This window comes from Solidesulfovibrio fructosivorans JJ], assembly GCF_000179555.1.
GTDB lineage: Bacteria > Desulfobacterota > Desulfovibrionia > Desulfovibrionales > Desulfovibrionaceae > Solidesulfovibrio > Solidesulfovibrio fructosivorans.
In genome coordinates, this window is sequence record NZ_AECZ01000007.1 from 127,783 (window position 1) to 140,943 (window position 13,161).

12 protein-coding genes and 2 tRNA genes are annotated in these 13,161 nt (G+C 61.4%); 9 read left to right on the plus strand and 5 right to left on the minus strand.

Going from position 1 to position 13,161, the window contains the following annotated elements; all coding sequences use genetic code 11:
* Positions 1-24: 24 nt before the first annotated feature.
* A complete protein-coding gene (locus DESFRDRAFT_RS06940) occupies positions 25-486 on the plus strand; it encodes a hypothetical protein (protein WP_005992480.1) in 462 nt (153 codons plus the stop codon).
* Here the strand turns inward: DESFRDRAFT_RS06940 and DESFRDRAFT_RS06945 are convergent.
* The 3 genes from DESFRDRAFT_RS06945 to bioF form a co-directional block, all read right to left on the minus strand.
* Positions 450-1,214 (minus strand): methyltransferase domain-containing protein, encoded by a 765-nt coding sequence (locus DESFRDRAFT_RS06945; protein ID WP_005992481.1) that lies wholly within the window; start codon positions 1,212-1,214, stop codon positions 450-452. The genes DESFRDRAFT_RS06940 and DESFRDRAFT_RS06945 overlap by 37 nt on opposite strands.
* Positions 1,211-1,699, minus strand: a complete 489-nt coding sequence (locus tag DESFRDRAFT_RS06950) for an alpha/beta hydrolase (RefSeq protein ID WP_233489574.1) — start codon at positions 1,697-1,699, stop codon at positions 1,211-1,213. Before DESFRDRAFT_RS06950 ends, DESFRDRAFT_RS06945 begins: the two co-directional genes overlap by 4 nt.
* Before the next feature lie 110 nt (positions 1,700-1,809).
* Positions 1,810-2,988: an 8-amino-7-oxononanoate synthase gene (gene bioF, locus DESFRDRAFT_RS06955; protein ID WP_005992483.1), complete on the minus strand. Its 1,179-nt coding sequence runs from the start codon at positions 2,986-2,988 to the stop codon at positions 1,810-1,812.
* Here bioF and bioA point away from each other — a divergent pair.
* The 3 genes from bioA (at position 2,987) to DESFRDRAFT_RS06970 (ending at position 5,997) form a co-directional block, all read left to right on the plus strand.
* Entirely contained in the window at positions 2,987-4,330 is a 1,344-nt protein-coding gene (bioA, locus tag DESFRDRAFT_RS06960; protein ID WP_233489575.1) for an adenosylmethionine--8-amino-7-oxononanoate transaminase, read from the plus strand. The genes bioF and bioA overlap by 2 nt on opposite strands.
* Positions 4,327-4,968, plus strand: a complete 642-nt coding sequence (gene bioD, locus DESFRDRAFT_RS06965; RefSeq protein WP_005992485.1) for a dethiobiotin synthase — start codon at positions 4,327-4,329, stop codon at positions 4,966-4,968. The genes bioA and bioD overlap by 4 nt, the downstream gene beginning before the upstream one ends.
* Positions 4,969-5,196: 228 nt before the next feature.
* Complete coding sequence (locus DESFRDRAFT_RS06970; protein WP_005992486.1) at positions 5,197-5,997, plus strand: 2-amino-3,7-dideoxy-D-threo-hept-6-ulosonate synthase; 801 nt, start codon at positions 5,197-5,199, stop codon at positions 5,995-5,997.
* 99 nt (positions 5,998-6,096) lie between these two features.
* Here the strand turns inward: DESFRDRAFT_RS06970 and DESFRDRAFT_RS06975 are convergent.
* Positions 6,097-6,181 (minus strand) — tRNA-Leu (locus tag DESFRDRAFT_RS06975).
* A 326-nt stretch (positions 6,182-6,507) separates the two neighbouring features.
* Here DESFRDRAFT_RS06975 and DESFRDRAFT_RS21185 point away from each other — a divergent pair.
* Complete coding sequence (locus DESFRDRAFT_RS21185; protein WP_005992487.1) at positions 6,508-7,554, plus strand: glucosyltransferase domain-containing protein; 1,047 nt, start codon at positions 6,508-6,510, stop codon at positions 7,552-7,554.
* Positions 7,555-8,351: 797 nt separating this feature from the next.
* Here DESFRDRAFT_RS21185 and DESFRDRAFT_RS06985 read toward each other — a convergent pair.
* Positions 8,352-8,445 (minus strand) — tRNA-Ser (locus DESFRDRAFT_RS06985).
* Between the two features lie 156 nt (positions 8,446-8,601).
* On the opposite strand from DESFRDRAFT_RS06985, the gene DESFRDRAFT_RS06990 reads away from it, so the two are divergent.
* The 4 genes from DESFRDRAFT_RS06990 to DESFRDRAFT_RS07005 all read left to right on the plus strand — a co-directional run bounded on the left by DESFRDRAFT_RS06990 (position 8,602) and on the right by DESFRDRAFT_RS07005 (position 13,159).
* On the plus strand, positions 8,602-9,774 hold the full coding sequence (locus tag DESFRDRAFT_RS06990; RefSeq protein WP_005992488.1) for an aminotransferase class I/II-fold pyridoxal phosphate-dependent enzyme: 1,173 nt from the start codon (positions 8,602-8,604) through the stop codon (positions 9,772-9,774).
* A gap of 2 nt (positions 9,775-9,776) precedes the next feature.
* Positions 9,777-11,075, plus strand: coding sequence for a homoserine dehydrogenase (locus tag DESFRDRAFT_RS06995; protein ID WP_005992489.1), 1,299 nt, complete (start codon positions 9,777-9,779; stop codon positions 11,073-11,075).
* Between the two features lie 177 nt (positions 11,076-11,252).
* On the plus strand, positions 11,253-11,903 hold the full coding sequence (locus tag DESFRDRAFT_RS07000) for a DJ-1/PfpI family protein (protein ID WP_005992492.1): 651 nt from the start codon (positions 11,253-11,255) through the stop codon (positions 11,901-11,903).
* Positions 11,904-11,962: 59 nt separating this feature from the next.
* Complete coding sequence (locus tag DESFRDRAFT_RS07005; protein ID WP_005992494.1) at positions 11,963-13,159, plus strand: cofactor-independent phosphoglycerate mutase; 1,197 nt, start codon at positions 11,963-11,965, stop codon at positions 13,157-13,159.
* Positions 13,160-13,161 lie beyond the last annotated feature (2 nt).

Consider the following 13,161-nt stretch of genomic DNA (forward strand, 5'->3'; position numbering starts at 1 on the left):
AGTCGTCGCGAAAAGGAGGCGGCCATGGCCGACGCACAGCCCCCCGTTCGCAAGCGGCCCATCCTGGTATGGGTCATTTTCCTCTTTTATCTGATCAGCTCGATCCAGGTGATCATGGGACTCTTTTTCGTCGCGGCCGGCGGCGTGAACATGACGCCGGAGCAGCAGGCGTTTCTGGCCAAGTTTTCGGTGTGGGACCGGGTGATCGGCTACATCAACGCGGCGCTGACGCTGGTCGGGGTGACGCTTTTGCTGGGCCTGCGCAAGCAGGCGGTCAACGTGCTGGCCGTGGCTTTTGCGCTGAACCTCTTTTCCACGGCCGTGGTCTGGTTCAAGGCCGACCCGGCGGCGGTGACGGCCCCGGCGGCGCTTGCCGCCCAGGCTTTCAGCATCGTGCTGTTCGGCGCGGTGGTCTATTACGCCTGGCGGCTTGGCAAGCGGGGGCTGCTTCAGGATGCGCCGAGGGCGCGGCGGCCGCGTACATAAAGCGTCGCGTAGGTCGCCCGGATACCCGCATCCCCGCCGAAACGGTTTTCATAATACCGCACGAATTCCCGATACCGGGCCGGGCTCCCCGCCTTTGTCCCCGGCGTATGGGTGACGCCCGCGCCTTTGAGCGCCCGCAACAGTTCCCCGACACTGTCGTACGTCACCGCATGGCGCTTTTCCTCGAATTCCGCCAGTCCGCCGGTCAGGTCCGTGAAGAGCGTCTTGTAATAAGCCGCCGGCCGCATGGGATAGACCGAGCCGAAGCCCGTGGCCCGCGACGCCTCTTCGAGTTCGCCAAGCGTCCCTTGCACATAGAGCGCGATGGCGAAACCGCCGCCGGGTCGCAACAGCCGCAGATTGGCCGCGATGGATCTGGCCGGATCGGCGTACCAGTGCATGGCCGAGGCCGAGGCCAGAAAATCGAAAGTTCCCGGCAAAAAGGGCGGGCGTTCGCCGTCGGCCGCGAGCCTCTGTGCTCCGGGCATGGCCGCGTGGGTCAGCATGCCGGGGGAGATGTCCAGGGCCGCGTAGGCCGCCCCGGGAGCCAGGCGCGGGGTGAGGTTTCGCGTAAGCAGGCCGCTTCCGGCTCCGATCTCCAGCACGCGCCCGGAAAGGACCGGCGGACAGAGCGCCGCCAGCCGCGCGGCCACCAGCCGCTGGACCCGGGCGGCGGCCTCATATGTGGCCCCGGCCCGGTCGAAATGCCCGCGAATCTGCGCCGTCATCGGGAAAGCGCGGTGCCGAGCACCGCCGGATCGGGGTAGTGTCCGCCGGAAAATTCCCGGAAGTTCGCGCCCTCGAGCAGGGCCAGGGCTTGCCGTACGGCCGGGCGTCGCACGATGCGGTCCGCGTCGCCGTGAAAGACCGTGACGTTGCCGGCCGCAACCGGCCCGGACGTGGCCTCGGAGCGAAGCAGGTAATCGAGCCCGACAGCGAGGGGGGAAGCCCAGTCGGGATTCCAGACCGGTTCGCCCGGCACGCCGCAGTTTTTCCAGAACGACCGTACCGTGGCCTCGGCATCGGCGGCCATGCCGGCGGCCATGGCCCTGGTGATGCGTCCGGGCAGGCTGTCGCCGAAGCGGGCAAAGGGCGCGAACAGCACCACCCGCTCAAAGCGGGGCAAAAGCGTTGCCGCGTGCTTCACGATCATGTGCGCGCCCGTGGACCAGCCGGCCAGCACCGTACCGCCGCTTTGGGCGAGTGCGGCCACAAGGGTTTCCTCGTCCCCGTCGCAAAACGGGGCGCGAAAGGTCCATCCGCTCGGAAAGCCGGGGAAGAGCGTTTCAGGTCCGGCCCAGCCGGAGAGAAAAAAACGGCCGTTCATGGAAAAAACGAGACGCGGAGCCTGGAAAAGCCGAGCCGGATGCGTTTTAAGTCATCGCGCGTGAGGTCGGCGCGTAGCGACAGGCGAAGGCGGGCCGTGCCGTTGGGAACGGTCGGCGGGCGTACCGCCGCCACGAGCAGCCCCTCGGCCATAAGGAGCGCCTGGGCGTGCAAGGCCACCCGGTTGCGGCCGCAAGCCACGGGAATGATCTGGGTGGTGGAGCCCATGGTGTCGAATCCCAGGCCGCCCAAGTGGTCGCGGATCTCCTTGGCCATGCGCATCAGCCGCGCCCCGTCGCCGGGGTTGGACTTGATGTGCCGCAGCGCCGCCAGGGACGCGCCCAGGACCGCCGGCGGCAGGGCGGTGGAAAATATGAACGCGCGGCCCCGGTTGCGCAAAAGCTCGATGGTCTCCACCCGGGCGGCGATAAAGCCGCCTTGGGACCCGAGCGCCTTGCTCAAGGTGCCCACATGGACGTCCACGTCGTCGGAGAGCCCGAGCGCGGCGGAAAGGCCCCGGCCCCGGCCGATCACCCCGGTGGCGTGGGCCTCGTCCACGACCACCAGCGCCCCGTGGGCTTTGCCAAGCTCGACGATCCGCGCTAAGGGAGCCACGTCGCCGTCCATGCTGAAGACCGTGTCCGTGACGATGATCTTCTTGTCGACCTGCCTTTCCCGCTCGAGCAGCTTTTCCAGATGCTCCATGTCCAGATGGCGGTAGCGCACGAGCCGGGCGCCGGACAGGCGTATGCCGTCGATGATGCTCGCGTGGTTGAGGCGGTCGGAGAAGACCACGGTGTGCCGGTCGGCCAGGGCGGAAAAAACGGTCAGATTGGCGGCGTAGCCGCTGCCGGTCACCAGCGCGGCTTCCTGATATTTGAACGTGGCCAGTTCCGCTTCCAGGGTTTCGGCCAGGGCGAAGTTGCCCGTGACCAGCCGCGAAGCCCCGGAGGAACAGCCATGGCGCGTGAGCGCCTTGACCGACGCCTCGATGAGGTCCGGATGCGCGGACAGGCCGAGGTAGTTGTTGGAGGCGAGATTGAGGAGCCGCGTGCCGGAATAGAGGATTTCCCGGGCCGCGCCGTCATCGATCGGCGGGATGGTCCGGAAGCTGTCCGAGTTGCGAAGCTTGGCCGCCTCGGGCACGATATGTTTGCCGAAAAAGGAAGTGCTCATGCCATTTGGTTCCGGGAAACAGGCCATGCCGATCTGGCATCCCTGCACCCAAATGAAGGATCACGAAAGTTATCCTCCCGTCTTTATGGATCGGGGTCAAGGGATTTACCTCTACGACCGTGAGGGAAACGCCTATATCGACGCCATTTCCTCGTGGTGGGTGAACCTCTTCGGCCATGCCAACCCGCGTATCGTCCGGGCCGTGACCGAACAGCTTACCCGCCTGGAACACGTCATTTTCGCCGATGTCACCCATGCCCCGGCCGAGGAATTGGCCGCCCGTCTGCTGGCCATCGCCACCGAAGGTTTGACCCGGGTTTTTTTTGCGGACAACGGATCGTGCGCGGTGGAGGCGGCGCTCAAAATGAGCCATGCCTCTTGGCGCAACCTGGGCCATCCCGAAAAATGCCGGTTCCTTTTCCTCGCCAACGGTTACCACGGCGAGACGTCCGGGGCGCTCGGGGTCTGCGGCGACAGGCTGTATGCCGCGCCCTTTGCGCCGCTTTTCGTGGAGCAGATCGAGGTGTCCGGCCCGGATTGCTTCAACTGTCCCTACGGCCGCGTCCGCGAAGGCTGCGACGCGCCGTGCTTTGGCGCCATGCAGGAGGCCATCGACGCCCACAAGGACGTGCTTTCCGGCGTCATCGTCGAGCCGTTGGTCCAGTGCGCCGGCAATTTCCGCATGTACCCGCCGGCCTACCTGGCCAAGCTGCGCCAGGCCACGACCGAGGCCGGCATCCATTTCATCGCCGACGAGATCGCGGTGGGATTCGGCCGCACGGGCACCATGTTCGCCTGCGAGCAGGCGGGCGTGTCGCCGGATTTCATGTGCCTGTCCAAAGGCATCACCAGCGGCACGCTGCCCCTGTCCGTGGTGCTGACCACCGACGCGGTCTTTGACGCCTTTTACCACGATTACGTGGAGGACAAGGCGTTTTTGCACTCCCACAGCTACACCGGCAATCCGCTGGCCTGCGCGGCGGCCTGCGCCACGCTTCGCATCTTCGAGGAGGACGACGTCATCGCGGCCAACCGGGCCAAGATCGACTACCTTCACACGGCGGTGCGTGAGCGCTTCGCCGGCTACCGGCACACGGTGGACATCCGCTCCACGGGTTGGATCACGGCGGTGGAGCTCTATGCCGATCCCGAACGCAGGATTCCCTTCGACTGGAAGGCGCGCACGGGCTTTCGCATCTACCAGGAGGCGAAAAAGCGGGGGGCCTGGCTGCGAAACCTGTGCGACATCGTCTACTTCATGCCGCCCTACGTCATTACCCTTGAGGAGATCGACAAACTGGCCGACATCGCCCTCGATTCGGTCAAGGCGGTTTTGGGATGAAAGGCTATCTGATCACAGGGACGGGCACGGGCATCGGCAAGTCGTTTTTCTCGGCCTTTCTCACCGAGAATCTTCTTAAGCGGGGCAGGACCGTGCGCTACGTCAAGCCCGTGGCCACGGGCTACCCCGAGGACGACGACGCGGCTTTCGTGGTCGCCCGAACCGGGCTGGCCAGGGAAGACGCCGTCACGCTCTACACGGCGGCCGAGCCGGCCTCGCCCTGTTTCGTGTTCGACCCCTTTCCCTTCGAGGAGTGCGTCTCGCGTATCCAGGCCATGCCCGACGATCGCGACGTGCTGCTCGTGGAAACGGCCGGCGGCATCGGCGTGCCGCTTGCCACCCGGCGCTACAACTACCACTTCGGCCTGTCGCTGGGGCTTGCGGTGCTCCTTGTCGTTCCCAACCGCCTGGGCTGCCTGTCCGACTCCATCGTCTACGGCCATTTCATCCTGCGCCACAAGATGGACTTCGCTGGTATCGTCTTAAACGACCATTTTGCTGAGTCCCCGCGTCATGCCGACCGCAATGCGGCGGAGCTTGAAAGCGAGTTTCCCGGCAAGGTGGTGGCCCGTTACGATGTCACGGGGCTTACCTTCACGGCGGTTCCCGGTCTTGACGGGGAAGCGGGAGAGGGCTAGAAAAAAGTCATGTTCACCCGCACCAACGCCACGCGCACTTTTTTTGCCGGTTCGTATTATTATTACGGCCGACGCGCTCGCGGCTTGGCGGGTGGCGCGGCCATATAGGGCCGCATCCACAACACCGCCGACAAGGGGCCGCGGGCATATCGCCCGGCGGCCCTTTTTCGTTGGTCGGCCGGGTTCCCCTCCGGTCCCTTGGCGACAAGACCGCCAAGGAGAACGACCATGACCATCGGCAAATCCATCCGTTTGGAGCGCATCGTCAACCGCGACACTGGCCGCACCATCATCGTGCCGCTGGACCACGGCGTATCCGTCGGCCCCATCGACGGCATCGCCGATATGCGCGAGGCTGTTACCAACATCGTGTCCGGCGGGGCCAACGCGGTGCTCATGCACAAGGGCGTGGTGCGCTGCGGCCACCGGGCGCGCGGTCGCGACGTGGGGCTCATCATCCACCTTTCGGCCAGCACCGACCTGTCGCCCTTTCCCAACGCCAAGACGCTGGTATGCACGGTGGAGGAGGCGATAAAGCTCGGGGCCGACGCCGTGTCCGTGCATGTGAACCTCGGCGACGAAACCGAGGCGCGCATGCTCGACGACCTCGGCCGGGTGACCGAGGCCGCGGCCTCCTGGAGCGTGCCGGTTCTGGCCATGATGTATGCCCGGGGCCCCAAAATCAAAAACCAGTTCGACGCCGATGTGGTGGCGCATTGCGCCCGGGTCGGCAACGAGCTGGGGGCGGACATCGTCAAAGTGCCCTACACCGGCGATCCGGAAAGTTTCGCCAGGGTTGTGGCCGGCTGCTGCGTGCCTGTGGTCATTGCCGGCGGGCCGAAGGTCGACTCGCGGCGGGCGCTTTTGGAAATGATCGCGGACAGTGTGGCGGCCGGCGGAGCGGGGCTGTCGGTCGGGCGCAACGTTTTCCAGGACCCGGACCCGGCGAAGCTGCTGGCGGCGGTGACGGCCATTGTGCACAAGGGGGCCGGGGTGGATGCGGCCATGGAGTCGCTCACGCGGGAATGAGAGAAGGGCGAGCCGCGTCGCTGTCCCGGCTTGGAGGAACCGAGGCCTCAAATGCAACGAGCCCTTGCCTTCCGGCAAGGGCTCGAAAAAAAGCTTTTATGGTGCGAGAGGGGGGGCTCGAACCCCCACGCCTTGCGGCGCCAGATCCTAAATCTGGTGCGTCTCCCGATTCCGCCACTCTCGCACGGGCCAACGCGGGCAAAGTCTCTTACGCGATCAGGGCCAAGGACACAATAATCAAGGCCGGGGTGCGGTGCCGGAAGTGCGGTTGGCGGCATGATTGCCGGTCGGGCGAGGTGCACGCGGGCTGTTGCGGTGGGGATCCGGCCTTTTCGAGCATACCTTTCGATTGCGCCGCACAAAAGGTGTTTACTCAACTGGACAAACGCGCTTTGAAGCGGGCATGCTTTGAGGCATAGCGCGCATGGGCTTCGGTGTGGCAAGGAGAGTCTACAGCGGTGTAGCTTCTTTTGTTTATGCAGAGTTATGTTTAGGTATAGGTGTTGCGGCATGACAGTAATGTATAATGAGAAAAATGATTTCATTGCCTGGGTGATGTCGAAAAAAAATATTTTTATCCTTTTTTTTATCCTTAATGTGTTGGCTTTTTCAGCAGTGCTGCGTGCGAATTATCCGTATAGGGATGATGTTAGAGTTGTTTTAAATAATAATGAGGAATGGCATCAAAGTGGAAGATTGTTTTCATATATACTTTCAGAAATATACTATTTTGGAATGCAGGCAGACTCTTCTCCTTTCTTTCAAGTTACCGCCATATTTGTATTGTCGTTGGCCGGCTTGTCTCTTCTCTACTGTTTTAAGAAGGACAGTAACTGTTTATATCTTCTTTGCTTTATGCCGATTTGTCTGTCGCCGTATATTCTTGAAAGTTTATCATATAAGTTTTGTTCGTTATGGGTGGCGATTTCTGTTTTCATTCTGGTTATGCCCTTTGTCGCATTACGATCTGTCGAGAACAAGAAGTTGGTGTTTGGGGCAGCATTTGCAGCTGTATTTTTGGCGTTGAATACGTATCAACCATCTTTTGGAGTTTTTCTTTGTATTTTTGTTTATAGCCTGTTGGTCTGTCTGAGAGGTGATGAGGAGAATCGATTCTTTCGACGTGGCCAATTTTTTTTAGCACTTGGTGCCTTGACTGCGCTTGCGGCGTATTTTGTCGAGATAAAGTACTTTTTCCCTGTTACTTCACAGTGGGGGAAAAGTCATTCCGCAATGTCTGGCGGTGACTTGAGCCGCCTTCAGGTTTTTATTAGAAATAGTATTGTGTATTATCACTACTTGATGTCAGATTGGAATAAATCCATTTTTGAGTATGTTTTGATTGTGAACATTTACGTGATGATTATTGTGTCTATAAGAAAAATTTTTCTCAAAAACAATATGCTGAATGGAGTGCTCAAGAGTATCGCTTTTATTATCATGCTTTTTTTTCTGACCATTGCACCACTTTTTTGTACAACTTTTTTTGTTAAATCCAGTTTACGCTCCAAGAACATTTCTTGCTGTCGGAGCGGCATTCTCCTTTATATTGTTTGATCCATTGTTGCTCATGCAACATAAGGGGTTTTATAGGAAAATATTTTTTGCGATCACAATCTATTGTTCTTTGCAGTTAGTTGTTTTTGCAAGCGCTTACGGGAATCTATTGGCTTCGCAGATGAATTGGGAGAAAAATAGGTTGGTCCCATTGGCCTATCAGCTGGTAAAAGTACAGCAAAAAACAAATTGTCATTCTATATTCTATGAAAATACTATAGGCTACTCCCCGGCCCTTTCTAATCTTGGCAGGAAATATCCTGTTCTGTATAAGTTGATTAACCCGAGTGTTGGATATATTTATTTTGCTTCCGAAGTGTTACGGGACTATGGTTTGCACCTCCCTAACAACATTGTTCCTCCTCCTACAGAAGATATCAATGTTTTTTATAATGAACCATGGTATGTTATTGCGGCGTCCGGAGATGTCTGTATTCTTTCGTTCAAGCAATGAGATCGTGCGCTGTTGTGTGCTAACAGCTATGCCGTTTGAAAGAGTTGGCACGCAAGCGGCAGCTTCGAAAGAGGGGGTTGCTTAGGGAAAGAGAGCGGATTTCGGCCTGAACACCAGTGCCCAGGCGGTTTTTTGGGGGGGCGGGAAGGCCATGCTGCTTTGAAACGGAGGCGGCTGCGCGAGGAATGCGCGCGATCGAATTGATCTTTGCGACCTGAGGCATCCACATCCGGCGTGAGCCAGATTTAGGAGGATTTGGTACAAAACCCCACAACAAGGTCCCACACGAAGCCCTGGAAATGAAAAACCCGGGCTTCTTGCGAAACCCGGGAGCATAGGCATCTGGCGGAGAGGGAGGGATTTGAACCCTCGAACAGGGTTTTGCCCCGTTACCCGCTTAGCAGGCGAGCGCCTTCGGCCAACTCGGCCACCTCTCCGCAAAACGGCTTAATAGCCATTTGCGGAAGATCGGTCAAGGAAAAAATCCCGCGACGACGCGCCGTCATCCTGATTGCGCTCTTTACAGAGGCCTGTCCCCCCGGATATGCTTCCGTTTCGGCTGAAACGAGCCCATTGCAAAAGGAGTCTCGGGCATGAAAAAGTTCGCGCGTATGGAGCGCCTGCCGCCATACGTCTTTGCCACCGTCAATGAGCTGAAAATGCAGATGCGGCGGCGAAACGAAGACGTCATCGACCTCGGCATGGGCAATCCCGACTTGCCCACGCCCCCGCACATCGTCGAAAAGTTGATCGAGGCGGCCCAAAAGCCCGCCAACCACCGCTATTCGGCCTCGCGCGGCATCAAGGGCCTGCGAAACGCCATCTCCGGCTGGTACAAGCGCCGCTTCGACGTGGACATCGACCCCGAAACCGAAGCAGTGGTCACCCTGGGCGCCAAGGAAGGCATGGCCCACCTGGCTCTGGTCATGCTCTCCCCGGGCGACGTCGTTTTCGCCACCGACCCGTCCTATCCCATCCACCCCTATTCCTGCATCATCGCCGGGGCGGACGTGCGGCGCATTCCCATCAGCTGCGACAGCGACTTCTTCGAAGACCTGCTCCTGGCCACCCGACAGACCTGGCCGCAGCCGAAACTGCTTATCATCTCCTTTCCGCACAACCCCACCACGGCCACCGTGGACCTCGATTTTTTTCAGCGCATCGTGGATTTCGCCAAGGAACACGACATGATGGTGATCCACGACTTCGCTTATGCCGATTACGGCCTGGACGGCTACCAGCCGCCGAGCTTCTTGCAGGCCAAAGGCGCCAAGGACGTGGGCGTGGAATTTTTTTCCATGAGCAAAAGCTACTCCATGGCCGGGTGGCGCGTCGGCTACTGCTGCGGCAACCAGGAAATGGTCCATGCGCTCACCCGCATCAAGAGTTATCTGGATTACGGCATGTTCCAGCCCATCCAGATCGCCGCCTCGGTGGCGTTAAACGGCCCCCAGGAGTGCGTCGCCGAGATCAGAAACGTCTACCAGGACCGCCGGGACGCGCTGATCGAAGGCCTTTGCCGCGCCGGCTGGATGGTGCCCGCGCCCAATTCCACCATGTTCGTGTGGGCCAAGATTCCCGAAGAGTTCGCCCATATGAAATCCGTGGAATTCTCCAAGCTGCTGTTGCGCGAAGGCTCCGTCGCCGTTTCGCCGGGACTCGGCTTCGGCCACTTCGGCGACGACCATGTCCGCTTTTCGTTGGTGGAAAACAGGCACCGCATCAACCAGGCCACACGGAACATCAAAAAAGTGCTTTCAGGGTAGTCATGCACAACGACAAACGCCCCGTTCGTATAGGTCTGGCCGGGCTCGGCACTGTCGGGTCCGGCCTTGTGGCCATTGTCGCGCGTAACGCCGACTGGATCGAACGCCGCCTCGGACGTCCCATCGTCCTGACCAAGGTGCTGGTGCGCGACCTCGCCAAGCCGCGGGCCGTGGCGCTGCCGCCCGATGTCGGGCTGACAGCCGATCCCGATGCCTTGGTCACGGACCCGGACATCGACATCGTGGTCGAACTCATGGGCGGCACCGGCGCGGCCTATGACCTGATCCGTCGCGCTCTTCTGGCCGGCAAGCATGTGGTCACGGCCAACAAGGCGCTTTTGGCCGAGCGCGGCCCCGAACTTTTCGCCTTGGCGGCCGAAAAGGGGCTGGGATTGTACTATGAGGCCAGCTGCGCCGGGGCCATCCCCATCGTGGCCACCCTCAAGGAATCCCTGGCCGGCAACCGCATCGTCAGCATCATCGGCATTTTAAACGGTACGGCCAACTACATATTAAGCAGCATGAGCGACAAGGGTCTGACCTTTGCCGCGGCGCTGCGCCAGGCCCAGGAGAAAGGCTACGCCGAGGCCGACCCGACTCTCGACATCGAGGGCATCGACGCGGCCCACAAGCTCATTTTGCTGATCCGGCTCGCCTACGGGCAGAATCTGCCCCTGGCCAAGCTCCCCGTGGCGGGCATCACCAAGGTCACGACCGAGGACATCCGTTTCGCCGGCGAGTTCGGCTACACGATCAAGCTCATCGGCCAGGTCCACGAGGTCGAAGGCCGGCTCTCCGCCGGGGTGAGCCCCATGCTCGTGCACAAGGACTACCTGCTCGCCAGCGTCAATGGAGCCTTTAACGCCGTGCGCGTGGAGGGCGACGCCTCCGGACCCATCATCCTGCACGGCAAGGGGGCCGGCGACCTGCCCACGGGCAGTGCTGTTTTGGGCGACATCATGGCTCTCGCCCGTGAAGGCATGATTCCCAACAACACCGGCTTTCTGGTCGAACCCTTGCCCGAGGCCAGCCAGCCCGACCCCGAAGACGCGGTCTGTCCCCATTATATCCACTTCACGGTCAAGGATCAGGCCGGCGTCATGGCCGCCATTTCCAAGTCCATGGGCGTGCACGGGGTCAGCATCCGCCAGGCGGTGCAGAAGGGCGATCCCGAGGACGGCTATGTGCCGATCGTTTTCCTCACCCACGAGGCCACCGAACGCGCCATCAAAGGCGTGCTGGAAGACGCCGCCGCCATGCCGTTCATCAAACCCGGCACGGTGCATTTCAGGGTATTGTAGGGGAAAGGGAATTCGCCGGTCCGGGAGGAGGCTACGTCCCTTCCGGACCAGCGCGCGAAAGTGAAGGCGGGGGAATATCTCCTTGTCGCGGATGGTCCCGGCGCAAGCCGGTTTTTTGTCGCGCCGGCCGGCTCTGGCGACAGCCCGCCGTAACGCGGAAGAGCGCGAGGAAATCTGATGGCAAAGCAATCGACCGACGTGGCGATTCTCGTGTTCCCGGGCGTGGAGCTCTTGGATTTTACCGGCCCCTATGAGGCGCTTTCCGCCTGCCGGCTTGATGCGACGCGGCGGCGGGAGGAGCCTTCGCCCTTTCGTCCGCAACTTGTCGCCGCTTCCCTCGAACCCGTCGCCTGCGCCAACGGGCCGCGTTTTCTGCCCGATACGACCTTTGCGGACTGCACCGCCCCGCACATCCTTCTCGTCCCTGGCGGCTGGGGCGTGAGAAAACCCCTCGACGATACGGCGCTTTTGGCCTGGATCAGGAAAATCGGCGCGAAAGCGCGGACGGTCGCCGGCGTATGCACAGGCTCCATGCTGCTCGGCAAGGCCGGGCTCCTGGAGGGCAGACGGGCCACCACCCATTGGCGTTCCCTTGACTGGATGCGCGCCAGCTATCCCGGCGTCACGGTGGTGGATGATGCCCATGTTGTGGAAGACGGGCATGTCCTGACCTCCGCCGGCATCAGCGCCGGTATCGATCTTGGCCTGCACCTCGTCGCCCGGTACTACGGCGAGGACACCGCCAGGGCCACGGCGGCACACCTGGAATATCGTTTTTCCCAAGACAACAAACGGAGAGTCTCCCTCTCCCCTGTGAAAAGTTCTTGAAAAGGGGCCAAAGAGAAGCTTTTTGCAAAACGTTTCTCCCCGGCCGCCGGAGGCATGCTTTGTCCAAACTCGTTTTCCTTATCGCTGACGGCATGGGTGATCTGCCGCTCGAGGCACTGGGCGGCAGGACGCCCATGGAGGCGGCGGCAACGCCCGTCATGGACGCCATGGCCAGAGAGGGCATGGTGGGGCTTTGCCGCACGGTGCCGGAGGGCATGGCTCCGGGGTCGGATGTGGCCAACATGGCCTTGCTGGGCTTCGACCCGGCCGCTTACCACACCGGGCGCGGGCCCATCGAGGCGGCGGCCATGGGCTTGTCGCTCGGGGCTGACGACGTGGTCTTTCGGCTCAACACCGTGACGGTCAGCGAGCTCTCCGATACGGGCCTCATGCGCGACTATTCCGCCGGCCATATCGCCACGGAAGTCTCGACCAAGCTGGTGGAGGCCATTGGCCGGGAATGTTGTCCGTCGGACTACGTGGTCCATCCGGGCGTGCAGTATCGCCATCTGCTCGTGGCCAAGGGCGCGGCGGGGCGTGCGGAGGCGCGGGTCGCGGTGCGTCCGCCCCATGACATCACGGACCAGGGCATCGCCCCCGACTTGGCGGAGCTGCGCCGGGCACCGGACTTGTGGCATTTCGTGCAATGCGCCGGCAAGGTCCTGGCCGGGGCGGAAAATGCCAGCAAGGCCAATGCCGTGTGGCCGTGGGGGCAGGGCAGGGCGCTTGCGCTTCCCGATTTCGCCGGGACGTTCGGGTTGCGCGGGGCCGTGGTTTCGGCCGTGGATCTGGTCAAGGGCCTTGGCCGGGCCGCCGGCATGGCTGTTTTGGACGTGCCCGGGGCCACGGGACTCCTCGACACCAATTACGAAGGCAAGGTGGCGGCGGCGCTGGATTTTCTTAAAATCGGCGATTTCGTGTTCGTGCACGTCGAGGCGCCGGACGAGTGCGGCCACGCCGGGGATGCGGCCTCCAAGACCGAGGCCGTGGCCCGCTTCGACGCCCGCATCGTGGCCCCCATGCGCGAGGCCTTGGGAAACGACGTCGCGTTTCTGATCGCCTGCGACCATCCCACCCCCATTGTCATTCGCACGCACAGCGCCGATCCCGTGCCTTTCCTTTTCTTTAAGCAAGGCGTAACCCCTTCCGGCGCGGCCGCTTTTTCCGAACGCGAGGCGGCCGCCACCGGCCTTGCCGTCGCCCCGGGGCATACCCTTTTGCCGACGGCTGTCGGCTGGGCGAACGGGAAACAATAAAC